General features: G+C 41.7%; 21 protein-coding genes and 1 pseudogene. 14 read left to right on the top strand and 8 right to left on the bottom strand.

Going from position 1 to position 26,937, the window contains the following annotated elements; translation table 11 throughout:
• Positions 1-4: 4 nt before the first annotated feature.
• Genes ABIM45_02895 through serS form a run of 7 tightly spaced genes read right to left on the bottom strand, consistent with a single transcriptional unit; the run spans position 5 to position 10,035 of the window.
• Complete coding sequence (locus ABIM45_02895) at positions 5-1,765, bottom strand: DegV family protein (GenBank protein ID MEO0238858.1); 1,761 nt, start codon at positions 1,763-1,765, stop codon at positions 5-7.
• A 7-nt stretch (positions 1,766-1,772) separates the two neighbouring features.
• The gene (murJ, locus tag ABIM45_02890; GenBank protein MEO0238857.1) at positions 1,773-3,281 is read right to left on the bottom strand and encodes a murein biosynthesis integral membrane protein MurJ; all 1,509 of its coding nucleotides are present in this window, start codon (positions 3,279-3,281) and stop codon (positions 1,773-1,775) included.
• Positions 3,277-4,398 (bottom strand): UDP-N-acetylglucosamine 2-epimerase (non-hydrolyzing), encoded by a 1,122-nt coding sequence (gene wecB / locus ABIM45_02885; GenBank protein ID MEO0238856.1) that lies wholly within the window; start codon positions 4,396-4,398, stop codon positions 3,277-3,279. Before wecB ends, murJ begins: the two co-directional genes overlap by 5 nt.
• Positions 4,399-4,408: 10 nt before the next feature.
• Positions 4,409-5,593: an aminotransferase class I/II-fold pyridoxal phosphate-dependent enzyme gene (locus ABIM45_02880; protein MEO0238855.1), complete on the bottom strand. Its 1,185-nt coding sequence runs from the start codon at positions 5,591-5,593 to the stop codon at positions 4,409-4,411.
• 2 nt (positions 5,594-5,595) lie between these two features.
• Positions 5,596-8,199, bottom strand: a complete 2,604-nt coding sequence (gene alaS, locus ABIM45_02875; GenBank protein MEO0238854.1) for an alanine--tRNA ligase — start codon at positions 8,197-8,199, stop codon at positions 5,596-5,598.
• Positions 8,196-8,780, bottom strand: a complete 585-nt coding sequence (locus ABIM45_02870; GenBank protein MEO0238853.1) for a class II aldolase/adducin family protein — start codon at positions 8,778-8,780, stop codon at positions 8,196-8,198. Before ABIM45_02870 ends, alaS begins: the two co-directional genes overlap by 4 nt.
• On the bottom strand, positions 8,761-10,035 hold the full coding sequence (gene serS / locus ABIM45_02865; GenBank protein MEO0238852.1) for a serine--tRNA ligase: 1,275 nt from the start codon (positions 10,033-10,035) through the stop codon (positions 8,761-8,763). Before serS ends, ABIM45_02870 begins: the two co-directional genes overlap by 20 nt.
• 113 nt (positions 10,036-10,148) lie before the next feature.
• Here serS and ABIM45_02860 point away from each other — a divergent pair, with 113 nt between their 5' ends.
• Together ABIM45_02860 and ABIM45_02855 are read left to right on the top strand one after the other, a co-directional pair.
• A complete protein-coding gene (locus tag ABIM45_02860) occupies positions 10,149-10,637 on the top strand; it encodes a nitroreductase family protein (protein MEO0238851.1) in 489 nt (162 codons plus the stop codon).
• 14 nt (positions 10,638-10,651) lie between these two features.
• Positions 10,652-12,286: a GGDEF domain-containing protein gene (locus ABIM45_02855; protein MEO0238850.1), complete on the top strand. Its 1,635-nt coding sequence runs from the start codon at positions 10,652-10,654 to the stop codon at positions 12,284-12,286.
• Here ABIM45_02855 and ABIM45_02850 read toward each other — a convergent pair.
• Positions 12,283-13,185, bottom strand: a complete 903-nt coding sequence (locus ABIM45_02850) for a sensor domain-containing diguanylate cyclase (GenBank protein ID MEO0238849.1) — start codon at positions 13,183-13,185, stop codon at positions 12,283-12,285. The two genes, ABIM45_02855 and ABIM45_02850, sit on opposite strands and share 4 nt — an antisense overlap.
• Positions 13,186-13,300: 115 nt before the next feature.
• Between ABIM45_02850 and ABIM45_02845 the strand changes: the two genes are divergently transcribed.
• From ABIM45_02845 to ABIM45_02790, 12 genes and pseudogenes are all read left to right on the top strand, one after another.
• The gene (locus ABIM45_02845) at positions 13,301-14,515 is read left to right on the top strand and encodes a pyridoxal phosphate-dependent aminotransferase (protein ID MEO0238848.1); all 1,215 of its coding nucleotides are present in this window, start codon (positions 13,301-13,303) and stop codon (positions 14,513-14,515) included.
• Between the two features lie 3 nt (positions 14,516-14,518).
• Entirely contained in the window at positions 14,519-15,967 is a 1,449-nt protein-coding gene (locus ABIM45_02840; GenBank protein MEO0238847.1) for an RtcB family protein, read from the top strand.
• Positions 15,968-15,979: 12 nt separating this feature from the next.
• Positions 15,980-16,363 (top strand): response regulator, encoded by a 384-nt coding sequence (locus ABIM45_02835; GenBank protein MEO0238846.1) that lies wholly within the window; start codon positions 15,980-15,982, stop codon positions 16,361-16,363.
• Positions 16,364-16,458: 95 nt separating this feature from the next.
• Positions 16,459-16,581, top strand: a pseudogene (locus ABIM45_02830) (MscL family protein).
• Positions 16,582-16,616: 35 nt separating this feature from the next.
• Positions 16,617-16,763, top strand: a complete 147-nt coding sequence (locus ABIM45_02825; GenBank protein MEO0238845.1) for a hypothetical protein — start codon at positions 16,617-16,619, stop codon at positions 16,761-16,763.
• Between the two features lie 182 nt (positions 16,764-16,945).
• Positions 16,946-19,294: a sugar phosphate nucleotidyltransferase gene (locus tag ABIM45_02820; GenBank protein ID MEO0238844.1), complete on the top strand. Its 2,349-nt coding sequence runs from the start codon at positions 16,946-16,948 to the stop codon at positions 19,292-19,294.
• Positions 19,295-19,329: 35 nt separating this feature from the next.
• The gene (locus ABIM45_02815) at positions 19,330-19,452 is read left to right on the top strand and encodes a hypothetical protein (protein MEO0238843.1); all 123 of its coding nucleotides are present in this window, start codon (positions 19,330-19,332) and stop codon (positions 19,450-19,452) included.
• Positions 19,449-21,473, top strand: coding sequence for a glycoside hydrolase family 57 protein (locus tag ABIM45_02810; protein ID MEO0238842.1), 2,025 nt, complete (start codon positions 19,449-19,451; stop codon positions 21,471-21,473). The genes ABIM45_02815 and ABIM45_02810 overlap by 4 nt, the downstream gene beginning before the upstream one ends.
• 8 nt (positions 21,474-21,481) lie before the next feature.
• A complete protein-coding gene (locus tag ABIM45_02805) occupies positions 21,482-23,503 on the top strand; it encodes an alpha-amylase/4-alpha-glucanotransferase domain-containing protein (GenBank protein ID MEO0238841.1) in 2,022 nt (673 codons plus the stop codon).
• Positions 23,496-24,530 carry a galactose-1-phosphate uridylyltransferase gene (gene galT / locus ABIM45_02800; GenBank protein ID MEO0238840.1) on the top strand — a complete coding sequence of 345 codons (1,035 nt, stop codon included), beginning with the start codon at positions 23,496-23,498 and terminating at the stop codon, positions 24,528-24,530. Before ABIM45_02805 ends, galT begins: the two co-directional genes overlap by 8 nt.
• Positions 24,531-24,538: 8 nt before the next feature.
• Positions 24,539-26,233 (top strand): 1,4-alpha-glucan branching protein domain-containing protein, encoded by a 1,695-nt coding sequence (locus ABIM45_02795; GenBank protein MEO0238839.1) that lies wholly within the window; start codon positions 24,539-24,541, stop codon positions 26,231-26,233.
• Complete coding sequence (locus tag ABIM45_02790) at positions 26,230-26,937, top strand: sugar phosphate nucleotidyltransferase (GenBank protein MEO0238838.1); 708 nt, start codon at positions 26,230-26,232, stop codon at positions 26,935-26,937. The genes ABIM45_02795 and ABIM45_02790 overlap by 4 nt, the downstream gene beginning before the upstream one ends.

Here is a 26,937-nt window from a genome sequence, read left to right as displayed (position 1 = left end):
TAGATTAGAACACCGGCAGAGCGACAAGACCATAAGCACCGGGACCTACATGAAGGGAGAGTAAAGGTCCAGCCTCATTTACAATTAGTTTTCTGACTGAAAATTCTGATCTTACGAAGGCCTCTAAACGCTCAACAAATTCACTTTTCCCAACGTACGCGATTCCAAAGTCATAAGTCTGGAAAGGATTAAGTCTTTCCTTTGCAATTTTGACGATCTTTTTAAATGCCTTTTCTTCTCCTAAGGCTGTTCCGATGTTTTCCAGTTTACCTTCAGAATTTACTGCGATAATAGGTTTTATTTGCATTAGCTCAGCAATTCCGCCTTTGAGGTTAGAAATTCTACCAGATTTCATAAGATATTTCACGGTTTTCAAAGTGAGGATGAAAAGCGATTTCTTTTGAACTTTCCTGAGGTATTCCAAAATATTCTCGATGTCATAACCCTCTTCAAATTTTTCCAGCGCCCTGAGCGCGAGGAGGGTTGTACCGAGGGATGCCATTTTTCCATCGAAAAGGTATACATTTGGGTGTTTTGAAGCTACTATTCTTATTGCGTTGAAGGTTCCAGATAGTTGGGAACTAAGGGTTACGATCATAATTTTTTCGTGTTTTGAAAGTGCTTCCTTTATTGTTCTTTCAATGGAAATTGGGTCAGGCTGAGAGGTAGAGAGTCGGGTTTTGCCTTCTACCAAAAGTTCAAGGACCTGTTTTTTGTCAATCTCAATCCCTTCCAGATAGGTTTTCCCATTCATAATGAGTTGTAGTGGAATTATATTTATCCCGAACTCCTGGGCGATATCGAGAGGTATGTCCGCTGTTGAATCCACAACCACGCCAAATTTTTTCTTTCTGGCCTTTAGATTCATCTCTATCATATCATCAATCTTTTGTTTTAGTATGATGCCCTTTCCCTTCAGAGCTTCAAAGACCTTGTGAGGCCAATTAGTATGGATGTGAATTTTGAAAAGTCCCCCAGCACCTGCAATCAAGAGGGAACTTCCCAGGGCCCCGAGAATAAGGGCCAGTTTTTTCTTGTCGAGTCCTTCACTTTTGATAACTGCTTCTGTGCAGTATCTATGTTCTATGTTCTCTTCTTCTATTATTTTTCGGGTCTCTTTTGAAGGGACTTTGCTGAGTTCGATTTTGCCTGTATCTATGTACTCCACAATACCTTTTAAAATTAAAACAAAACCAAAGGCTCCGGAGTCCACGACGCCTTTCTCTTTGAGTTTTGGAAGCAAATCAGGGGTTCTGGCTAAGGACTTTTCTGCCTTATTCAGAAGCAGCCTTAAGAATTTGATAAAATCCCTTTCCCTCTCGGAAATTTCCACAGCGTATTCGGCAACTTCTCTCATCACCGTTATGATAGTTCCCTCTACGGGTTTCTCTAAGGAGGCGTAGACTGTGTCTGTTGCGTGTTTTAATGCTTCAGCAAATTCCGAGGTGGTAATGCTCTCTTTTCCTTTCAAAGCCTCGGCAAATCCAGTAAAAAACTGAGACAAAATTGTACCTGAGTTGCCTTTAGAGGTAAAAAGAATTGCCTCTGCGAATCTTCTTACTATTTCACACAACTTGAGACTTGAAGACTCGATTAGGATGTTTACACCACCCGCAAGGGTTTCAGCGAGGTTAGTCCCAGTGTCACCGTCGGGAACAGGGAAAATGTTGATCTTGTTTAATTCATCTTTAAGGTCTTGAACTTTTATGATTCCAGCTAATAGTGCCTTTTTTAATTCCTTTCCCCTTAGCCTTGTTAACTCCATAATGCTATTATTTTAACTTTTGCTCCTCAAATTTTTTAGTACCTTTTATTTCTGGTAGGAAGTCCCAAAGGTAAGCGATTAAGAGAAAGGTTGCGGTATAAAGGAAAAAGCCTGCGGTAAGCCTTTGTAAGGGGGTACGCAAGTGTATGAAATAGCATGGTAAAAGGGAAATTAAGCTTGCCACCATAACCTTGATTACTTTCTGTAAATATTCCGGCGTCATAGGGCTCTCTTTAGAGACCGTTGCAGTCAAAAAGAGTGCCTGCGTTGACATCCCAGCAGATACGGCAAGGGCAAGGGCTGGAAAATCAAGGTATTTTGAGAGTGTAAGTGCTATCGTAATATTTACTATGGTCCCGAGAGCCACGCTTATATTGGGAATCTTGATTTCTCCCTTAGAGAAGTAATAGTTTAGAAATATCTTTGATACACCGATAGCGAATACGTGTGGTGTGTATAAAATCAAGGCCTGGGTGGTGTTGAGAGTGTCAAGATATGTAAAGGCGCCTCTTTGAAAGAGTATTTGAACTATTTCACCGGAGTAAAACATCATGAAAATAGAGGAGGGAAGGGTTAAGAACACTGCATAGAAGAAAGACTTCCATAAAGCTTCTCTAATTTCTTTGTTCCTTGCGACGATCCGTGAAAAGGAAGGCATCGAGACCGTTTGTAGTCCCACTGCAAAGAGGCCTACCGGTACCTGCATCAAACGATAGGCGTAGGTCAGATAAGAAATTGAGCCTTCTCTTAAAAAAGTTGCTATAAGAGTGTTTATAAAGGGTGCAATCTTAGAAAAACCAACGCTTATTAAAACGGGGATGAGTAACTTTCCAAAATCCCTTAAATATGGATGGTGGAAATTAAAGGTAAGTTTCGGGTAAATGCGGTGCACCTCGAGCCTTTGTGCTAAGTATAAAAGTTGCAGCAGGCCACCAAAGAGGACAGAATATCCAAGCACTCTCGTATATTCTTCTACTGGGATAAAGTATTTTGCAGCGATTGTAATTACAATAATTCCGAGGCCGAATAAGGCAGGGGAAAGTGCAGGGTGGAAAAATTCGTTTTTCGAATTTAAAACAGCCTGAAAGAGGGCGGAAATAGAAACGATAATAAGGTAAGGAAAGGTTATCCTTGTGACTTCAACGGTTTTATAAAACTTTTCGGGTATGCTGGTATAGCCGTATGCAGTAACGAGCACGATCTGCTTTGAAAAAATAATACCAAGAACAGTGATTAGGAGCGATGCGAATAAAAAGATGGTGAATATTAAGTTTAAGAAGTGATCTGGGTCTTCGTTTTTTTCTAAGGCCCTTACGTAATTTGGTACAAAGGCTGTTTGCATTGCGTTTTCCGCCAGCATATCCCTCAGAAAATTTGGAATTCTAAAGGCTACGTTAAATATGTCTGCAAATCTCCCTGCGCCTACTAAGTATGCGATCGATGCATCCCTGATAAATCCGAGAATTCGGGAAACAAAGGTTGCAATTGCAAATTGTAAAAGGGACTTGAACTTAATGGCTTTGCTCCTTTAGAAAATTGCTGATTATTTCAGATATTCTTTCCGATGTTTTCCCATCCCAAAATTCAATTTTCGATGGTTTTCTCGCAACCTTTTCACCCTTTGGTTCTCCGCTCAGGATTTTGTCGACGATTCTTTCTATAAGGTCAATATCGTATCCTACAAGGTGATTGGTGCCCTTTTTAAGGGTAATAATCCATTCAGTATTTTCTCGAAGGGTTAAGCAGGGAATGCCAAGGTAAGTAGATTCCGTTTGCACGCCCCCTGAGTCGGTGAGGACTATTCTGGAATTTTTTAAGAGGGCAATGAATTCGAGGTATCCGAGAGGTTCAAGGAATTTGAGCCCTTTTTCAGGTTTATATCCCATTTCCTCGATTTTTTTCCTTGTCCTTGGGTGAACTGGGAAGACGATGGGTATTTTTTGAGCCAATCTTTCTAAGATGTTCATAATTTCCTTTAATCTTTTTTCTTCGTCAACGTTTCCAGCCCTGTGTATCGTTGCAACGGCGTATTGTAGGGGGTTCAACTTCGCTTTATTCAGTACATCTTTTTCGATGGATTCCACTTTACCTTGATATTTCACGAGAGTATCAATTACAATGTTTCCAACGAGAAAGATTTTATGTTGCGGTATGCCTTCCTTTTTTAGATTCGAATTAGCGTATTTGTCAGGGATGAAGAGTAGATCGGAAATTCTATCCACGAGAATCCTGTTTACTTCTTCCGGCATTGTCATATCGAAACTTCTCACACCCGCTTCAACATGGGCAACTTTTATTCCAAGTTTTACAGCGGATAGTGCACCTGCTAAGGTCGAATTGGTATCACCAAAGACGACCACCAAATCAGGCTTGGAGCTGGTATAATGCTCTTCAAGTTTTATCAACATCTCACCTGTCTGTTTACCATGGGATTTGGAACCGACTTCAAGGTTAACATCGGGGATGGGCAATTCTAATTGGCTGAAGAAAACATCAGACATATTCACATCGTAATGCTGTCCTGTGTGGACTAATTCGACTTCAATGGATGGGATTTTTTTCAAAGCATAAAAAAGTGGAGCCGCCTTAACGAAGTTTGGTCTCGCACCTACTACTAATGAGACTTTAAACATTCCAGAAATTCTATGAGATGAGTCCCAGCTCTCGGCCTGCTTTCTTAAAGGCCTCTAATGCTCTCTCCAGTTGTTCAATGGTGTGTGTTGCCATAATACTTGTTCTTATAAGCTGTCTTCCAGGTGGAACAGCGGGGGTTATAACGGGGTTGGTGTATACCCCATACTCCATAAGTTTTTTCCAGAACATGAAGGTCTTCATATCATCGCCTATGATTACAGGTACAATTGGGGTTTGGGTTTCTCCAATGTCAAATCCAAGGCTTCTCAAACCGTTGTGCCAGAACTTTGTGTTTCTCCAGAGGTTTTCCCTTCTCTCGTGGTCATTTTTCATAATTTCGAGAGCTGCTCTGGCAGCAGCTACCTGACCCGGAGCTAAGGCAGCACTGAAAATCATTGGCCTTGCGAAATGTTTAATATATTCAATTACTTTTGCATCTCCTGCAACAAAACCACCGATGGAAGCGAAGGACTTACTGAAAGTCGACATTATTAAGTCTACTTTCTCCGTTAAACCAAAGTGTTCGGCGGTTCCAGCCCCTGTTTTTCCCAATATGCCAACGGAATGGGCATCATCAACCATTAACCTTGCTCCGTATTTTTCCTTTATTTTCACGAGTTCTGGTAGATTTGCAATGTCGCCTTCCATACTGAAAACGCCATCTACTACGATCAGGATGCCCCTCTCCTCGGGAATGGCTTTTAAAATCTTTTCTAAATGTTCCATATCGTTGTGTTTAAACCTTAAAACATGGGCATAGCCGAGCCTTGTACCATCTACAATACTTGCATGATCCCACTTGTCAAGGACCACGACATCGTGTTTGCCAAGGAGTGCCGACATTATCCCGAGGTTTGTTTGGTAACCAGTGCTGAAGACCAGTGCCTTTTCTTTCCCAACAAATTTTGCCAGTTCTTCCTCAAGTTCTTCATGAATATCAAGAGTTCCGTTCAAGAATCTTGAACCACAGCTTCCTGTACCGTATTTTTCAATAGCCTCCTGGGCTTTTTTCTTTACGTAAGGATGGGTGGTGAGCCCAAGGTAATTGTTGGACCCCAACATTACAAGGGTTTTGCCATCCACCACTACTTCTGTATCCTCAGCGGAAGAGACAGGATGAAAATAAGGATAGTAGCCTAATTGTTTTGCTTTCTCCGCTTCTTTGAATTCATAGCATTTTTTGAATATATCCATTATTAAACCTCCTGAGTAAAAAGTTTTCCTGTTCTTATCAGATCTAAAACTTCTCCTATTTTTGAAGGGTCCTTGCCACCGCCTTCAGCCTTTGTTTTACTCCCACCGCCACCACCTTTTATATGTTTTCCGATAATTTTCACCAGTTTTGATGCATCAATACCTTCAATGTTCCCAAGAATCTCTACCATGAAGGAGACGTTGTTTTCTCTACTGCCAATCAGGATCACAACTCCATGGTCTTGGGTTACTCTGATTCTATCAGCTAAGGCCCTCAGCGCATGTATATCCGCGTTTTTAACATATTCTGCAAAAACTAAAAAGTTATTGAATTTTAATGGCTTTTCCAAAATTTTTTTAACTTTTAGGTCCGCCCATTTGGTCAAATAAGTTTTAACTTCGTCTTCTAAGGATTTCATAAGCTCGAGGTTCTTCTCAATTTTTTCAGTCAGCTTATCCGGAGTAGTAGATAGCAATTCGGCTGAACTTATAATTGTTTCCTCCATTTTCTGAACATATTGAAGGGCTTTGAGCCCTGTGTAGGCTTCAATCCTTCTAATATTGGCACTGGAGGCCTCTTCCTTTACTATTTTGAAAAATCCTATGTCTCCGGTTCTTTCCACATGGGTACCGCCACATAGCTCCCGCGAGAAATCGCCGATGTAAATTACCCTAACGATTTCACCGTATTTCCCCTCGAAAAGCGCCATTGCGCCATCTTTAACTGCCTCATCATATTTTAGGTATTTTATCACAACAGGAATATTTTCAACGATCTTTGTGTTAACAATTCTTTCAATTTCTTCAATCTCATCCTTTCTTAGTTTTGAGAAATGTAAAAAGTCAAATCTCAGCCTATCAGGTTCCACCAAGGAACCCTCTTGCCTTACGTGTTCACCAAGAACTTCTCGTAGGGCAGCATGGAGAAGGTGAGTTGCGGTATGGGCTCTTTGAGCACCCTTCCTGAGTTTTTCGTCAACAACTAACCTGACCTCTACATCTTGAATCTTACCTTCAACCAACTTTCCAATATGTATAATTTGATTTTCTAACTTTTTCGTATCTAAAACCTCGACGAAGAAATGCCCTTCAGGACCTTCCCCTTCTATAAATCCCTTGTCACCAACTTGACCTCCACTTTCCGCGTAGAAAGGCGTTTCTTCGGTTATTATGTATATTTTCCCGCCTTTGAACCCGTATTTTAGAATTCTTGAGAGGGTTTCGAGTTTTTCGTAACCTACAAATTTCACTTGACCTTCTCTGAAAGTTACCCATTCCTCGGGCAAATCCACTTTGAATATTTCCGTTTTTCTTGCCTTTTCTCTCTGGATGTCCATCTCCTCTTCAAAGGAGGACCAATCTATTGAGAGCCCCGCATCCTTGGCATACTCTTCGATTAAATCGAGAGGGAGTCCATAAGTGTCGTAGAATTTAAATACCACCTTACCGCTCAAGACACCCGATGGCTTAGCATCTTCGATTTCCTGCTCCAGCTTCGGAAGGGTTCTGGCAATGTTTTCAATAAATCTTTCTTCTTCTCTTTTAATGATAAATTCCAATTCCGTTTTTCTTTCCGTTAATTCAGGATAGGCGTCTTTCATTATTTCCACTACTACGGGGACCAATCTGTAAACTATGGGCTTGTCTCCGTATCCAATCTTCTGGGCAAAACGGTGCGCTCTACGGAGAATCCTTCTTAATACATAACCTCTACCGTAATTGGATGGGTAGATCCCGTCAGAGATAGCAAAGGTCAAAGCACGAGAATGGTCTGCTAATACCCTGTGTGCGCTTCCTCGCTCGTCACAGGAGTATTTTACCCCAGTTATCCTTTCCACCTCTTCGATAATGGGCATGAAAAGATCTGTATGGAAGTTGGAATCTGCACCATTTAAAACCCGTAGGAGTCTTTCGAGCCCCATTCCTGTGTCAATGTTTTTAGTGCTCAGCTTTTCCAGTTCACCCTTTTCATTTCTATTGTACTGCATGAATACGAGATTCCAGATTTCAAGGAAGCGTTCTCCTTCCATTTCAGGTGTCTTTTGTTTAGGATCGGCCTCTTCTCCGAGATCGTAGAGAATTTCTGAGCAAGGCCCTGCAGGTCCTTGTTCACCCATTTCCCAGAAGTTGTCTTTTTCGCCAAGCTTTACGATTCGATTTGCAGGCACGCCAATGATATCTTTCCAGATATTGTATGCCTCGTCATCTTCCCTGTATACCGTAACCCAGAGTTTTTCTTTTTCGAGTCCGTATATCTCTGTAAGAAGTTCCCAGGCAAATTTAATGGCTTCTTCTTTGAAGTAATCATTGAAGGAAAAGTTCCCGAGCATCTCAAAAAAGGTATGGTGCCTTTTGGTAAAGCCGACGTTATCGAGGTCATTGTGTTTTCCACCAGCCCTTAAACACTTTTGGCAAGAGGCAGCGCGGGTAAAAGGTGGTTTAACGACCCCAAGGAAGAAGAGTTTGAACTGGTTCATGCCCGCGTTGGTAAAGAGAAGGGTTGGGTCGTTCTTGGGTAATAATGAAGAACTGGGGACTATAACGTGGTCTCGTTCTCTAAAATATTGCAGAAAAGTTTCCCTGACCTTGTTAGAACTCCACTTCATATTACCAATTCCTTTAAAATTTTAATTTTGGTGTCGAATTCCAGGAGTTCCAGTCGGTTTAGTGCTTCAATCAGGTCTTTTCCTGCAACAAGGACCCCGTGTTTTTGAAGTATTAAAATATAGACCCCTTCCGTTGAACCTTTATCGGCGACGTCTTCTTCAAGTTCCGGAGAGCCTGCCTTTTTATAAGGTATGGAGAGGAGTTTCTGTCCAAGAATGTCAGCCAATTCTGTCATCAATGGTTTTGATTCCACCGGAGTATAGAAAGACGCAGCGGTGGTGTAGGGAGGATGTGCATGGATGATCGCACGAATGTCGGGTCTAACCCTGTACCAGGCGAGATGGGTCCTCAATTCAATAGATGGAATCAGTGTGCCTTCAATCACATTCCCGTTTATGTCAACGAGAAGAATGTCTTCTGGGTTTAATTCGGCTTTCCTTTTACCGCGGGGCGTGATAAGAATTTCTGTCTCGCTTACCTTTACACTAATGTTGCCCACATTAGCCTGGATGAAATCTTTTTCATATAAAATTTTTAAAACTCGTAAAATTTCTTCCCTTTCATTTTGGTAGGATGACATTTTTACCCCCCATGTAGGGTCTCAGCACCTCAGGAATTTCTACACTTCCATCCTCTCTCTGGAAATTTTCAAGGATTGCTATAAAGACCCTCGGCGTTGCAAGTCCTGAACCGTTTAAAGCATGAGGATATTCAATTCGGCCATCTTTTCTTCTGAACCTCATCTTGGCCCTTCTTGTCTGGAAGCTTTCTGTGTTAGAACAGGATGAAGCCTCCAACCATCTTCCAACACCAGGTGCCCAAACTTCTATATCGTAGGTTTTTGATGAGGCAAAGCCCATATCGCCGGTGCAAAGTAAAACGACGCGATAAGGGATCCCTAATAACTTTAAGAGATCTTCAACATCTTGAACCATCTTTTCCAGCTCATCATAGGAATCTTCAGGTTTGGTGAATTTAAAGAGTTCCACTTTGTTGAATTGATGTACTCTTATAATTCCTCTCACATCTTTCCCGTAAGATCCTGCTTCCCTTCTGTAACACGGGGTATAGGCCATGTAATATTTTGGAAGTTCTTCTTCGTTTAAAATCTCATCTCGATGCAAATTCGCTAAGACTGTTTCGGCCGTTGGAATTAAAAAGAGTTCATCTTCCGGGATGTAATACATTTCCTCTTTAAATTTTGGTAAATGCGCCGAAACATACATCGATTCCTCTTTCACTAAGGTCGGTGGTAGTATTTCTTCATAACCTTTTTTCTTGTTTTGATCTAAAAAGAAGTTGATCAGCGCCCTTTCTAGTTCTGCACCTTCGTTTTTGTAAATTGCGAATCGTGACCCTGAAATTTCACCTGCCTTCTCAAAATCAATGATCTTGAGATTTTCGGCAATATCCCAATGAGGCTTAGGTGTAAAACTAAATTCTCTTAGCTTACCGTGTTGCCTTACTACTACGTTATCTTCTGAGCTTTTACCCACAGGGCATGATTCATGAGGAATGTTGGGCAAGTACAATATCTTTTCGTTTAGAATCCTTTCCTTTTCTTCTAATACTTCTTCGAGTTCTTCGAGTTTTGTGTCGATTTCCTTTGCCTGATTTAACAGTTGTTCGGGATTTGAATTTTCTCTCCTTGCCCTGGAGATCTCCTTGCTAATTTTATTTTTTTCCGCTCTTATAGTTTCAATTTCTTTTCGCAGGGTACGTGTATCTTCATCCAGTCTTATTAATTCTTCTAAAATTCCAGTGTCATAGTTTCTTTTTGTAAGGGCCTCTCTCAATAAATTTGCATTTTCTCTCAACAACTTTCGATCAATCAATTGAACCTCCTTTGAGCAGGTTTAATTTTAATATTTAGTGCATGGAAGTTCAAAGTAAAACAGGCTTCTAAAAACATCTTGCCTTTAAGTAAGTTTTGCTACATAATAAAGGCATGGACGCTCAGAGGTTATTGGTCGAAAGAAGGAGTATAAGGAAATACAAAAGAGATCCTATTCCCGATGAAATTTTCGAAAAACTTTTTGAACTCTGTAGATGGGCTCCCACGGCCAGGAATTCACAATCCTACTATTTCATAGTGATTAAGAACCCCGAAATAATTCAGTTTCTCGGCAACATAAGAGAACCTGCAAGGCCAATCCTTGAAGCGCCTTATGCTGTGGCAATTTGTTCTGATCCGTCAAAGTCAAGGCGCTACGTGCAGGATGGTTGCATTGCTGCTTATCATTTTATGTTAGCTGCCTGGACCCTGGGTTTAGGGACCTGTTGGATTGCTGACATGGACAGGCCTGAAGTTAAAGAAAAAATCGGTGTGCCTCTGGATCACTATGTGGCCACGGTTACTCCCCTTGGGTGGCCTATGGAGATTCCTGCAGCCCCTCCGAGGAAGCCAGCCAGGGAATTTTACAGAGTCATTGAATAGGTTGGGTATTTAATATGGGAAAGATTGGCATAAGAATTGTGGCTTCGTTTGTAGTTGTGCTATTATCAGCTGCGACTTTTAAATTGTTTGAGAGACTCTACGATACAAGAAGTATAGGGTGCGGAGATTGTATATTTGTATCTTCTTTTCAAAGTGGCGATTCGACGATTTCGGTACCTTTCTTCTCAGAATCACCAGGGACTCACATTTTTCGATTCAATTTGAGAAGAGTTCAATGTAATAGACCTTCTATCTTCATTCCTTTCATTGATGGAAATTATTTAGCAGTTTATCTTAACGGCCATCTCATAGGGACGTCTGGAAATTTACTGGGTCTTGCTTCGCTTAGGTGGAATAAGCCTGAACTCTTTCTGATGGAAAAGGACTTACAACGTGATTCCAACGAGGTGAAATTAGTGGTTAAAACTGAGAATACTGTTGGGGTCTTTTACCCTATTTTTGTAGGTGATCTAAGGTATGCCAAGACTCGTTACATTTTATTGGGGTTTTTAAATCAGGTTTTGAACCAGTTTTATATAAGTGTCTTTGTGGTCCTTGGGATTTTTATGATACTTTTGCCTTTCATGATTGGCTTAAGAAAACACAGGGCAGTTGTCGGAATTTCACTTATCCTTTTTGCCCTTTATCTTGTTGATTACCTCTACATTCCCTATTTACCTTTGCCATATGCTTTTTACAAAAAGATCGTGGTTTCTAGCCTTTACTTATCAATGTCATTGTATGCCCTCGGTTTTATTTATGAATTTGGCTATAAGGGGGCACTGAGGAATGCTGGGTATGTTCTTGTAATTATCAATGCGGTGCTTTCCCTCCTTCTGCTCGCAACCAAAAACGACAGCGTTATCGTGCGTCGTACTTACCTCAAATTGGATGTGACGGTTTTCCTGAGTATGGCTTTTATCCTGCTTTTATTTTTTAAAAGGGCTTTGGTGCCACCCGAAACCAAATCATCAGATTTTCTGACAACTTTAAGTTTTTACGCAGTGCTCTTTTTACTACTCTATGTTTTCAGGGATGTTTACGTTTTAATCACTAATTCGCCAGTTCCTCTGCTCACGCAGTTTGTGTTACCAGTATTCCTTTTGATCAATGTTTCTTACATAGTGAATGATTTTACCACTCTATACCGTAGGCTCGTTTTGGAAAAAAGAAGGGCAGAGTTTCTGGAAATGGAATCGATGAGGGACCCATTAACAGGTGCCTTGAACAGGAGATTTCTTTGGAAGATCAGGGAAATTGTGCCAGAACTTTATACCGTTTGCCTCATTGATATTGATGGCTTTAAAGAATTTAACGACCAGTTTGGACATCTTTTGGGGGATTGTGTATTGAGAAAGATGGTTTCAAAGATGACAAGTTCACTTAGAAAGGATGATCATATTATTCGCTATGGAGGAGATGAATTCGTTATTTTGCTTTATAAAACATCAGGGAGAGATGCAGAGCAGGTAGTAGGAAAAATTAGAGACCAATTCTTAAGCGAAAAGATAGTCTGTGAGGGAAAAGAATTTACGCTGTCTTTTTCTTATGGAATTGCTGCGATTGGGGAGGGTAATAGTTTAGAAGATCTCCTTAAGATTGCTGATTCGAGACTTTATGAAGCGAAAAATTCAAAAGCAAAGGCTTAATCCCCTATAAAAATGGAAGGTTTACTCGCTTTTGCTCGTTGGAGGTAGTTATCAGTCCTTTTTAATATTCTATAGAAACTGTCATCTTCTCGAACTACAGCGCCTCCAATGGAGGCTGAAACCGATATCTCTTGACCCTCGCAAGTTACTTCTGAACTTTTTATAAGTCTCCAAAGTTTCTCTGCGATTTTTTTAAGTTTTGACTTAGTTACATCCTGTAAAATAACTACAAGCTCGTCTCCGCCGTATCTTCCCACAGTATCTATAGGTTTGATGTTCATCAAAATTGTCTGGCTGATGGCTTTCAATACCTTGTCCCCGCAAAGATGCCCAAATTTGTCATTTATACCTTTGAAGTTATCGAGGTCAATAAAAAGAACTCCAAACTTTTTCCCGTCGTAACGATATCTTTTGAAGGCCTCCCTCAACTTTTTCTCCAAATACCTCCGGTTTGGTATCGCTGTTAAGGGGTCAAGAAAGGCCTCTTTTTCTAAATTTTTTATACTTTCAAGGGTTAATGATGTCCCAAGGTTTATGTTAAATCTCTCTACTGCCCCTATGACTTTACCTTCGGTGTTTTTTACGGGGTAAACTACCACGTGAACTGGAATCCTTGCCCCTTGCTTATCGTGAAGAAAAACGTCAGCTTCCTGAATTTTCCCCGTTTCTACTGCTTTCACTACGGGACATTTGCCCGTGCACAGGTTGTTACCTTTTTCATCTATGTGTCTTAAAATGTTATCATAGCAATATCTTCCTACGACTTCCCTCGCTTTATATCCTGTCAGCGTTTCTGCCGATTTGTTCCAGAAGAGAATTTGTCTTTCAGGGGATAAAAAATAGATGCTATCTACAGCGTTTTGCGCGGCAATCTCAAAAAATTTTTTCGGCAAATTCATATTCTTTAATTTCACTTAAAGGTTACAGCATTTTCAATGGGAGTTCAAGTTTCTCAATTTGTATCTTTACAGTTCGCACAAATTGGCTTAAATTTATGCATGAAAGGAGGAATTTATGTCCATTAAGAAAAATACGTTAAGGATTTCCAATAGGGCGAAGGAGATGCAGGCTTCACCAATCAGGAAGCTTTATCCATACGCAGTGGAGGCAAAAAAGAAAGGTATCACTGTCTATCATCTAAATATAGGTCAGCCAGATGTTCCAACGCCAAGGCAAATATTTGAAGGAATAAGAAATTTTAGTGACCCCGTTCTCCCCTATGGTCCTTCCGATGGTATTCCTGAGTTGAGGGAGGCAATTGCCCATTATTTTGAAAGATTCGGTGTTAAAGTATCGCCTTCTGAGGTCTTTATAACTACAGGAGGTTCTGAAGCGATTTTATTTGCCTTTCTCTTGGTGGGTGACTATGGAGATGAGGTCTTGGTGCCGGAGCCTTTTTATACCAATTATCAAGGATTTGCCCAGCAAGTTGGGATATTCTTAAGGCCTATTCCAACTTCGGTGGAAGATGGATTTCATCTGCCATCCTATGAAGTCATAAAAAAATTGGTGACTGATAAAACCAGGGCCATCCTCCTTTGCTCCCCCAACAATCCTACGGGTACAATTTATGAAGATGAAGAATTTGAGAATGTTATAAAAGTGGTAAAGGAATTTGGGTTATATCTGCTTGTGGACGAAGTCTACAGGGAGTTCGCCTTTGATGGGCGTAAGCCTACGACAACATTAAAATTTGAAGATGTACATGATCAACTAATCGTTCTTGATTCAATCTCTAAGAGGTTTAGCGCTTGTGGTGCCCGTGTGGGCTTTATAGTTACGAAAAATAAAGAATTTCTTGAAGCCTTTTTAAAGATGGGTCAAGCAAGACTATGCCCACCTACCATAGAGCAATGGGGAGCAGTCAACGGATTTAGGCATATCGATGAATTTATAGGACCTATGATAGCAGAATATGAAAAGAGAAGGAATGCGGTTTTTGACGAACTCGCGAAAATTCCCGGAATTGAGGCAAGAAAACCCGAGGGTGCCTTTTACACCGTTGTGAAACTCCCTGTAGAAAATGCGGAAGACTTTGCACTTTGGCTTTTGAAAGATTTTAATGTTGATGGGAAGACATTGATGGTAGCCCCTGCTGAATCCTTTTACTTAACGCCTGGTAAGGGAGTGGATGAGGTTAGAATTGCCTATGTCTTGGAAGAGGATAAATTGAGAGATGCAATTAGAATTTTAGGGACGGCTTTGGAAGTATACAATTCGCGGAGGTGAAATATGTGGGAAGGCAGGTTGGAAAAAATTGACAATTTTAGGTGGAAGATTAGTCAAGATTATAAAAGGTGCATGAGGGTTCCAGGTATCATTTATGCTTCTGAGAAACTTCTGGACTCCATTAAGAAGGACAATGCACCTGAGCAGGTAGCGAACGTAGCCTGTCTTCCCGGGATTCAAAAGTATTCCATTGCTATGCCGGATATCCATTGGGGATATGGTTTCCCCATTGGCGGAGTTGCTTCCTTCGATGTGGAAGAGGGGGTAATCTCACCTGGTGGAGTAGGATACGACATAAACTGTGGAGTTAGAATACTAAGAACAAATCTGAAGAAATCGGATATTGAAAAACATTTGGAAAAGATTCTGGATGCTGTTTTCCACAATGTCCCTGCAGGTGTGGGTAAGGGTGGAATTTACAAAGTCACAGAAAAGGAATTGAGGGATGTGATGCTCAATGGTGCCCGCTGGGTAGTGGAACGGGGCTTTGGCTGGAAGGAAGACCTGGAGAGGATTGAAGAAGGTGGGGCAATGAGCGGTGCAAATCCTGACAAGGTCTCAAGGAGGGCAATCGAAAGGGGACTTCCTCAGCTTGGGTCTCTTGGTGCGGGTAATCATTTTCTTGAAATCCAGGTGGTTGAGAGGATCTTTGATAGGGAGGCAGCAAAAATCATAGGGATTGAGGAAGGTACTATTACAATCATGATCCATACAGGCTCCAGGGGTTTTGGCCACCAAATTTGCGACGATTATGTTAGGCAGCTTCAGAATGCAATGAATAAGTATGGCATTAATGTACCCGATAGACAGCTGGCATCGGTGCCTTTCAAGTCCCCTGAGGGGCAGGCCTACTTTGGTGCAATGGTATGTGCTGCCAATTTTGCCTGGGCAAATAGGCAGTTTATTACCCACTGGATAAGGGAGTCCTTTGAAAAAGTCCTTGGCGAGAGTGCAGAAAAACTGGGTATGCAGATCATTTACGACGTTGCTCACAACATCGCTAAGGTTGAAGACCATGTGGTGGATGGGCAGGTTAAAAAGGTTGTTGTTCACAGAAAGGGTGCTACAAGAGCGTTTCCGAAGGGGCACCCTCAAGTTCCCGCAGTTTATAAGGAGATAGGCCAGCCTGTTTTAATCCCCGGTGATATGGGAACTGCCTCTTACATACTTCTTGGAACCCAAAGGGCGATGGAAGAAACCTTTGGCTCAACGGCACATGGCGCAGGAAGGGTCCTTTCCCGGAGTGAGGCTATAAGACAAACAAGGGGAAGAAATATAATTGAGGAGCTACGAAGACAAGGTATCCTTGTGAAGGTTCATTCTATGGAGACTTTGAGCGAAGAGGTTCCCGATGCTTACAAGGATGTTGACGTGGTGGTCGATGTGGTTCACAATGCAGGGATTTCTAAGAAAGTGGCAAGGATGGTCCCTATAGCGGTTATTAAAGGATAAAAAGGAGGGGAAATGGCTAATTACAGAATTTTATTGGTGGACGATGAGCCTGATATAAGGGCGGTATATGGAGAGATGCTGCGGAGAGAAGGGTATGATGTGGTAACGGCGGAAAATGCTGAAGAAGCCCTTTATAAGATATCAACAGAGCAGGTAGACCTTGTCATCCTCGATATTAAGATGAAGGGAAAGTCAGGGCTTGAAGTTCTTGAAAGCCTTGAGAAAGAAAAGAAAAAGAAGGACATCCCCGTTATCCTGTTTACAGCTTATAGTTCCTATCAGGACGAGTATACCGCCTGGTTCGCCGATGCCTACGTAGTGAAATCAGGTGATCCTACGGAGTTGAAAAACGAAATTAAAAAGCTGCTTCAGAGAAAGAAAGAGACCGCTAAATAACAAATTTCCATAGGAAGTCGTTTAGTTTTTTGAAGTTTTCATTTTTGTCTATTTGATGTGCTTAAAAGGTGTGATTGGGGTGAAAAAGTTTCAAGAATTTCATAATGCGGGGAAGTGTGGTAGATCTTGCGGACGCAGTCATAATTGGTAGCTCCTTCGGGCAGGTCGTTAACCCCTTAATGGCAGATGTACTAACTCCTTTGATTTGTGCCATCTAAAAAAGTCTGACTTTTCTGCTATAATGCGCGGGCCTATGCAAATTGTAAAGTTTATTAATGCGACTACCAATTTTCTACTTGTTTCAGCAGCCATTTACTTTGCAGCAGTTTTCCCAATGCAAAAACTCCAGGAAATCGTGAGGAAAAAGAAACGCCACCTCCAGAGTCCTTGGAAGAGGTAAACTTTTGAGACAGATCCTGGAGGTTTTAAACAAGAAATCCCAAGAGTAAGAGAGACTGGAAAGTAATTAGAAAAGTAAAATTTTTAAAGCTTTTTGCGCGGCATTATAGTGTCAAATCTCGCTGTCCACTTGATTATTGTTCATATTGCTTTTAATATTTACAGTAACACAGGAGTGTCGTTATGAAGTGTATTGTTATGGCAGGCGGTTTTGGTACAAGGATAAGACCTTTAACTATGAGTATACCTAAACCTATGTTGCCACTGGTAAACAAACCGATCCTTGAAAGGATTGTTTCGCACCTTAAAAAACACGGAATTGAAGATCTTATCATGCTCCTTTATTTCCAGCCCGAGGTTATAAAGAACTACTTTGGGGATGGCTCTGATTTCGGGGTTAAGATTACCTATGTAGTACCTCAGGAGGATTACGGTACTGCTGGCGCCTGCAAAATGGCTGAGGAATACCTTGGTGATGAGGAAAGGATTCTTGTAATAAGCGGTGATCTACTTACCGATTATAACCTTAAAGCTATGATGGATTTTCATGAAAAGAAAAAGTCAATGGTTACCATTGGACTCACCAGGGTTGCCGATCCGTTGCAATTTGGTATCGTAATCACTGATGAGAATTCCAGGATTGTCAAATTTCTTGAAAAGCCAACATGGGGAGAGGTCTTTTCTGATACAATAAACACCGGTATCTATTTGCTAAATAGGGAAGTTTTCAATTATATCCCAAAGGGGAACGCCTTTGACTACTCTAAGGACCTTTTCCCATTGCTTCTAAAGGAGGGAAAGCCACTCTATGGCTTTATCGGAAAAGGGTACTGGAGAGATATCGGAGACCCCGATGCCTACCGTTATGCCCACTATGATGTTTTTGATGGTAAGGTGAATATTGCTATTGAAGGGACGAAACTGGACCTTGTGGGTCGCGATGTACGAGTTGGAGAGGATGTTAAAATAGGTGAAGACGTTGATTTTAAGGGTACTGTTATTATAGGTAAAAACACTACTATCGGTGATAGATGCAAAATACAGAGGTCTTCGATTGGGAATAACTGTGTGATAGAGCAGGGAGTGGAGATAGTTGATTCAATAATCTGGGATAACGTCTATATAAAAAGAGGCGCAAAGATACATGGTGCCGTTTTGATGAACGGAGTGAGCGTGCTCGACGAAGCTGAGATTAATGAGGGGGCAGTTATTGCCGATGAATGCATTATCGGGAAAAATGCGGTAGTTAGGGAGAATGTTAAAATCTGGCCTCGGAAGATCGTTGAAGACTCAGCGGTGGTGATTTCTAATGTGGTGTGGGGTGAAAAGTGGAAAAGGTCCCTCTTCCAGGGGTCAAAGATTACTGGTTTGACCAATGTGGAACTTACTCCAGAGATGTGCGCGAAACTCGGTGCGGCGTATGGTGCCTTATTGACCAGAAATTCGTGGGTTATTTTGGGGCGGGATGCCAGCCCCTCTGCACGGAATTTGAGACGCGCTTTTATTGGTGGTCTTGGAGCCAGCGGTGTGAATATCAAAGACGCCCAGATGATTCCATTGCCCATTTTGAGATTCAAACTCAGTACCTTTGGTGAAATCGGAGGTGTATATTTCAGGCAGACTCCTGACGATCCCCCTTCAACGGATATCATATTTTTTGATTCTAACGCTTTTCAAATTTCACCAGACTTTGCTAAATCTATCGAAAGGGTTTTCTATAGGGAAGACTTCCGAAGGGCACATTACAGTGAAGCGGGACAGATTGTAGTTGAAAACAGGATTTTCGAATTTTATCGGGAATCTTACCTCAAGTCATTAAATCTCGATGTAATAAAGGGAACACCCTTGAAGGTGGTTTTTGACTATGCCCACGGTGAGATTGCCGACTTTTTCCCCTATATCGTTAATGAATTTCTCATTGAATATATAAGCCTTAATGCCCATATTGATGTTGAGCGAAAGCCAAAAAACGAGGAAGATTTAAAACGTTCCTTAGAGCGAATCTCCCATTTGATAGTAAATTTGAAATATGACCTTGGTGTCTACTTTTATCCTGGCGGTGAGAGGCTTGCCCTGTTTGACCCCACAGGTAGAGTCTGGAGTGGAGTAGATTTGCTTGTTTTTGTCCTATACCTTGTCATTAGTGCGGGTCTTAAAGGAACCGTTGTCCTACCGCCCTTTGTTCCTGATGAAGTAGCAAAAGTTTGTGAAAGAAGTGGTGTTGAGATAAAATTTGTTCAGTCGTCTTCCCGTATATCGGAGATTGAGGCGGGTAAGCACGATGTTATTTTCGCGGGAACTGGAGAAGGGCATTTGATATTCCCTGAGTTACACTGCGTTTCAGATCCAATGTTTGCCTTTGGGAGGATTCTTGAAATTGTCTCCTCTTCAAAAATCGACATTGCAGAACTTTCCAGAAGTATTCCTCCTTTTGAAATTTATCAAGAGAGAATCCCATGTTCTTTTGAGAAAAAAGGGACCGTCATGCGAGAAATTGCGGAATCCATCAAGGGAGAAAATGCCTCTTTGTAGATGGCATTAAGATCTTTAAAGATAGTGGATGGATTTTGATAAGGCCGGAGGAGTATCATCCTTCTATAAGCATATATGCACAGTTTAAAGATAAAGAGGAATTGGAAAAGGTTTTAAAGACCTATAAGAGGATTATCGAGAAAGCTAAGGAACAATGAGGGTACTTTTCCTCTGGCACATGCACCAGCCTGCCTATTTTGTGAATGAAAATGGCAGACGTGTATACTATTTGCCTTGGGTCCTTCAGCATGCCCTGAGAGAGTACTATGAGATGCCTTATATTCTTTCAAAGTTTGATGAAGTTAAGGTAACCTTTAACCTTGTCCCCGTTCTTATTGAGCAACTTCTTGACTATGCGGAAGGCAAGGCAGAGTGCAAATTTACAAATCTTGCGTTAAAGCCTGCAGATTCTTTAACGGAAGAAGAGATTAAATTTATCCTCTTTCATTTCTTTAACGTAAGCGAAAAGACCAGAATTAGGCCATATCCCCGTTATTACTATCTTTTAAGAAAAAGGGGGAAACCCCATGAAATTGAGTCCCGGTGGAAATATTTTACCCTTCAGGATCTTCGTGATTTGAAGTTTTACTGGCTATTTAGTGCTGTAAGTCCCTTGATTATCGAGAATCATCCCGTTTTAAAAGAACTTGGAAAGAAAGGCCAAAAATACAGCGATGAAGATGTCAAACTGCTCTACCAGGAGATGGTTCCGCTGATTAAAAAGACCGTTGATCTTTATAGAGAATTGCACGAATCTAAACATATTGAGATATCAACGACTCCTTATTACCATCCGATTCTCCCTGTAATTTGCAATTCTAAGAATGCAGAAATTTCAAACCCTAATACCCGTAAGCCCGACTTTACCTTTTCTGAACCTGAAAATGCAAAGAGGCAAGTAGCCAAGGCAGTTCAATTCATGGCTGAAACAATGAAGGTAAAGGTCCAGGGTATGTGGCCTGCGGAAGGCTCGGTTTCTATGGACACTGTAGATATTTACAGGGAGTACGGAATTAAATGGATTGCAACGGACGAGGAAATCCTTTTCAAATCTCTCAGAACCCTTGATAGAGAAAAGATTTACAAGCCTTATCTCGTAAATGGTATAAAGATTTTTTTCAGGGATCGGATCCTTTCAGACAAAATAGGCTTCGAATATACAAGACAGGGTGAGGTAGAAGCTGCCCTGGACCTTTTTGAAAGGTTAAGAGACCTCTCCAAGGTTGAGGATAGGATAGTGTCTATAATTCTCGATGGTGAAAACCCATGGGATAATTATCCCAATGGGGGTCTTAAATTTCTAGAAACATTATACAGTCTTTTGAACAAATGCACCCGTATAAAAACCGCTACCTTCAGTGAAGTAGCAGAGGAGGGGGCGGAGCCTTTACATTATCTGCATCCAGGTTCCTGGATCCGGGGAGACTTTACCACCTGGGTAGGGCATGAAGAGAAGAATAGGGCATGGAAATATTTAGCGCAGGTTAAATCGATGTTAAAAGGTCATTTAAACCCACAGGCAGAAGAGGAATTGATGTGTGCCGAGGGGTCTGACTGGTTTTGGTGGTATGGAGACGACAATTTTACCCTGTATTTTAGGGAGTTTGATGAACTTTTTAGAAAGCATTTAAAAAGAGCGCTCGAACTTGCAAATCTCCAGGTTCCCGATTTCCTTGAAGAACCAATCAAAAAGGAGATTCAAAGTATTACCCCTTCTGTCTTGGCAGTATCTTATATCAATCCCAAAATCGATGGTCTCGTGGAAAGTTATTACGAGTACTTAGGGGCTGGTGAATTTGATGTTTCCACCTTTTCAACAGGTCAAATGGTTGTGAAAAGTTACTTTTTGGAGAAAATTGTTTACGGCTTTAATGATGAAAAGATCTTTTTAATGCTCAGGTTACAACCAGGGCGTTCCATCGAAAGATTGGAGCTCTACTTCGAGGGCGGGAGCGACATCGTTATAGATTTGAAACAGAATAGTTCTAATTATGAGGGCGTTGAATTTGCGTACCGGAAGGTTCTGGAAATTGCCCTGCCCCTGGGTTTGTGCGGTAATTCAAAGGAATTGAAGTTTTATTTAATTGTAAGAGGTGAAGAGGTTGCTGAAAGGTATCCACGAGTTGGCTCCTTTAAAATTAATAAGTTGCAGAAGGATGAAATCGATCAAATCTGGTAGGAGGTGAAATGAAGAAGAAACTGCTATTTGGAGTTCATAACCATCAACCCGTTGGAAATTTCAAACACGTTTTTGACCACTCCTTTGAGCGCAGTTACAAGCCTTTCCTCGATATTATGTATGAATACCCACAGTTCAAGTTTTCGATGCACACAACCGGTCCTCTTTGGGAGTATTTTGAGGCAGAGCACCCTGAATACATCGAAAAGGTAAGGGAGATGGTCTTGAGGGGACAATTAGAGCTGGTGATTAGCGGTTTTTATGAGCCTGTACTCGCCTCTATTCCCCACAGGGATAGGATTGGGCAAATAAAGCTTGCCAAAGATTATATTAAAGACCGTTTCAACTACGATGCAAAAGGCCTGTGGTTGACTGAAAGGGTATGGGAATCAGATATTGTCCAATCCCTCGTTGAGAGCGGGATAAAATATGTCCTTGTGGACGACTTTCACTTTCTCTCTGCGGGAAAAAAGAAAGAGGAGCTGCACGGGTATTATGTAACAGAAGGGGAAGGGAAGACCTTAGCCATTTTTCCCATTGATGAGACCCTCAGGTATTTAACCCCCTTTAGAGAGGTTTATCAAAGTATCGACTACATAAAGAATATTCCAGGCCAAATGGCTATAATCTTCGATGATGGCGAAAAATTTGGGCTCTGGCCCGGGACTTATGAATGGGTTTATGAAAGAGGATGGCTTAGAAATTTTGTTGAGGCAGTTTTAAATAGCGACGATATTGAGCCCATGACCTATTCTGAGGCAATGAAATTTTTCTCTCCTCTTGGTAGGATTTATCTTCCCACCGCTTCCTATTTTGAAATGGGTGAGTGGTCTCTTCCGGCGGATGGGGCCGTGGATTTCATTAAGTTTGTAAACAGGCTACGAGCAGAGGGCATTTTCGATGAGTACAGGAGGTTTGTAAGGGGTGGTATTTGGAAGAACTTCTTAGTAAAATATGAAGAGTCCAACAACATGCACAAGAAGATGCTATATCTTTCAGAACTTCTCTCTACAAGTAAGGTTCGAAAATTAAAGATTAATCTTTACAGAGCTCAGTGCAACGATGCTTACTGGCATGGAGTTTTTGGGGGCTTATACCTTCCCCATCTAAGAAAAGAGATATATTCCAACCTCATTGAAGTTGACAGGAATGTGAAGAGTCCTGAAAGACTGGTGGAGGACCTGAATAAAGATGGTAGGCCGGAGATCAGCATAAAAAGTAAGGATTTGAGGCTTACAATAATACCCCATCTTGGTGGCTCTATTTATGAGATTTCCAGTTTTAAATACCTTTATAATTTCCAGGACACCCTGACAAGGCGTTTTGAGCACTATCATGTGGGTGTGAAAATCGGAGAGCCACCTAAGGAAGGAGTCGCTTCCATTCATGAACAGGAGAAATGGATTGATGAACAAAGTGCCAAAGAGATGGTCTATGACAAGTATCCTCGTTACTCCTTCTTCGTCCATTTCCTTCCTAAGGAATTGGATTTGCAGGGCCTTAGATATAACCGTTATGAGGAGTTAGGCGACTTTGTTGCGGGAGAATTTGATTATAAATTTAATCGAAACGTGCTTCAATTAAGGCGCCAGGGAAGAGTAAAAGGGGAAAGGGAAGTGAAGGTGAGTGTTGTTAAGACTATTGCACCGGTTAAGGGTGGATTTGACTTAGGGTTGACAATAAAGAGCGAGGGGGATTTGGATCACCTTCTTGGTGTTGAGTTGAATTTAAAGTTTGAAGTGCCAACTCTTGTTTTTGATGGCAGTAACGTAAACATAAGCCACAGTGAATACCTTTTAAAGGGTAGGAATCGTTTGGAAATCGCAGATGAGATTTTAGGAGTGATCGTATCCATAGAAGGTTCCCATTTTGAGGATATATACCTTTACCCTATCTTGACTATTTCCCAGTCAGAAAAGGGGTTTGACTTAGTATATCAGGGAAGCTCAATTTTTCTATTAGCTAAACTGATGGGCAAGAATTACAGGGATTTAATCAGAGTGAGGTTCAAAGGAGGGAAAAATGCCTGAGCTGAGATATGATGTCTTCAGAGTTAGATGGACGATTATTTCAACGGAGAGGGGTAGAAGGCCATCAGATTACGTGACGACAAAGGAAGAAATTAAAGGGGGAGTTTGTCCCTTTTGCTATGGGCATGAACACACAACACCACCAGAGATTTTTGTTATTGGTCCGAAGGATCGTGCCCCCAATACGGAGGGTTGGGAAGTAAGGGTTGTACCTAATAAGTTTCCTGCTCTTCGAGTCGAAGGCGAATTAACTCGGGAGGCAGTTGGACTTTTTGACAAAATCAATGGAATTGGTGCCCATGAGGTGATTATTGAAACCCCGGAACACGATAAGAATTTAGGAGATCTAAGTGTTGAACAGATAAAAAAGGTGTTGATAGCCTATAGAGAGCGTATTAAGGATCTACGGAAGGACGTTCGCATTCGTTATGTGCTCATCTTCAAGAATTATGGGAGAGAGGCGGGAGCCTCACTGTCCCATCCCCATTCTCAATTGATTGCAACACCTATGATTCCAACGGTAGTAGTCACTGAGCTTCAAGCGTCGAGGGACCATTTTAGGACCAAGGAAAGATGTTTAATGTGTGACATTATAAGTCAGGAGCTTCAATATGGTTCTCGCATTGTAATGGACAGGGATAACTACATTGTTTGGGAACCTTTTGCCTCATCCTTCCCCTTCGAAACCTGGCTAATTCCTAAGAAACATCTTCACGATTTTGCCCTCCTTGAAGATCATGAACTGGAAGTCCTTGCCAGCGTTTTAAAGGAAATGCTGCTGCGTATTAAAGTGGTTTTGAATGACCCTCCCTTTAATATGGTTCTTCACACTGCGCCAAGCCCCCACGAGAGGCCAGGCAGGCCTGATTACTGGTCAACAATTGAGTACGATTATCACTGGCACATAGAACTTATTCCGAGGATTACAAAGATTGCTGGATTTGAGTGGGGTTCTGGCCTTTATATAAACCCCACACCGCCGGAAGAGGCAGCAAGGTATTTGAGAGAAGCTGACATAAGCTTTTAGGGGAGATTATGGCTAAGAGGGGTTATTTTTCTTTAGTGTTACATTCCCACTTGCCTTACGTTCTTGGGCATGGTATATGGCCCCACGGTGCGGAGTGGCTTTATGAAGCGGCAACGGAAACCTACATTCCACTCCTTATGGCCTTGGAGAGGCTCGTGTCCAAAGGTGTTAGGGTACATTTTACCATAGGGATTACTCCAGTTTTGCAAGAGCAGCTTAAAGACGTGAGGTTTAAAGAAGGAGTTAAAGGTTACATTGAACAGAAGATTGACTCGGCGAAAGAGGATGAAGTCTATTTCTTAAAAACGGGGTATAAACATAGGGCGAGTCTTGCCGTTTTCTGGCAAAGGTTTTACGAACAGGTTGGTGAATATTTCGATAGGATAAATAAAGACATTCTTGATAAATTCGCAACTTATTACAAAGCAGGTCACATCGAAATGATTACCTCTGGAGCAACTCATGGATATCTGCCTCTTTTGTTAAAGGACGAGTCCTGCTATGCCCAGGTTTTGGAAGGCAAGAGGGCTTTTTCAAAAAATGTGGGCTTAGAGCCTTCTGGTATCTGGCCACCTGAACTGGCTTACCGATTTTCCTACGAATGGAAATCGCCCGTAGGAAATTACCCAAAGTATGTTAGGCTTGGCCTTGAAGAAATTTACAACAAATTGGGGATCGAGTATTTCCTCGTTGATCACCACCTGATTGAGGGCGGTAAAGCGGTTGGAACTTACATTGGGCTTTTCGATGCCCTTAAGCTTTTGTGGGAGACCCAGGCCTCTGCCTATAAGCCGCTCGAAATTGAAAAGAAAGACACCCTCCGAAACTACTATGTAGTTTCACCTGGTAAAAAAGCCGGGGCGGGTGTATTTGCAAGGGATCCGAGGACTGCCCTGCAGGTATGGTCAAGGGATATTGGTTATCCCGGTGATTTTGCATATCTGGAATTCCATAAAAAGCACTTCCCTGGGGGCCATCGTTACTGGAGAATTACTGGGAAAGATGTAGACCTCGGAAACAAGGATGAGTACCGAAGGGATTGGGCTGAAATGGCCTTGCAGAGCCATGCAAATCATTTTGTAGGTCTAATCGAAAAGATCATTACTGAGAGTGAACTGGAAAATCCCGTCATTGTAGCACCCTTTGACACAGAGCTTTACGGTCACTGGTGGTTTGAGGGTATAGAGTGGCTTGAAAAGGTTTTCGAAAATATTAGTAAAAGCAACTTGGTAGAAACTATTACCCTCGGTGAATATCATCGGAAATACCCACCCGAAACTGTTGTTAATCTTCCAGAGGGATCATGGGGGGAAGGAGGTTTTCACTGGGTTTGGTTAAACGATTGGACCTCCTGGACCTGGGAAAAGATCTATGAGGTTGAGGACAGGTTTTTTAAAGAGGCCTTAAATGAAGATTTCGCAAAGGAACCGATGTATTTCAGAATTCTAAAACAGCTGGGGAGGGAAGTCCTCCTGCTTCAATCCTCTGACTGGCAATTTCTCATAACTACGTGGAGCGCCAGGGATTACGCTGAACAGAGGGTGGCGATTCACTATGAATACTGCAAAAGGCTTCTTGATATGCTAACTAAATTGAGGGAAAAGCAAGGCTTAAGTGCGGAAGATTTAAATCTTCTCGAGACCCTTGAAGATAAGGACAGACTTTTTGAGGATATTAATCCCATGGATTGGAGACTACAATGAAGGCGGTAATTCTGGCGGGCGGAAAGGGAAAGCGGCTTGAACCCTATTCCCTCGTAATTCCTAAGCCTCTTATGCCCGTTGGTGATATGCCCATAATGGAGATCATTGTGAAGAAGCTGGTAAAAAGCGGATTTACAGAAATTTACGTTGCCTGTGGCCATCTTGCAGAACTTATTAAATCGTACTTTAACAATGGAAAGAAGTGGGGGGCAAACATCGAATATTCCCTGGAAGACAGAGAGCTTGGTACTGTAGGGCCTTTGAAACTTCTAAGGGATAAACTGGATGAATCCTTTCTCGTGGTTAATGGCGATACCCTCACGGACCTTGACTTTCAGAAAATCTATAGATTCCATCTAATACAGGGTAAGCCACTAACCATTGGTGTTGTAAAACGAGAGATTGCAACGGAATTTGGGGTAGTTAAATTTGAGGGGAATGTTCTTAAGGAGTATCAGGAAAAGCCCACCCTTGAATATTACGTTTCCATGGGGGTTTATGTTTTCAATCCTTACATTTTGAGGAGAATCCCTGAAAACCAGAAGTACGACTTTCCTGACCTGGTCAATGACCTTTTGAAGGATAATCTTGAGATCGGAATTTATTTACACGATGGGTTCTGGCTTGACCTCGGAAGGAAAGAAGACTTCGAGGTTGCTCTCGAGGAATTCGAAAAAAGGCGAAAAGAAATTTTACAGGAATAG

Source organism: candidate division WOR-3 bacterium (assembly GCA_039803545.1).
In the GTDB taxonomy this organism is placed as follows: domain Bacteria; phylum Hydrothermota; class Hydrothermia; order UBA1063; family UBA1063; genus UBA1063.
Note: the sequence above shows the minus strand (reverse complement) of the source record. Positions and strands in the feature narration are given on the sequence as shown.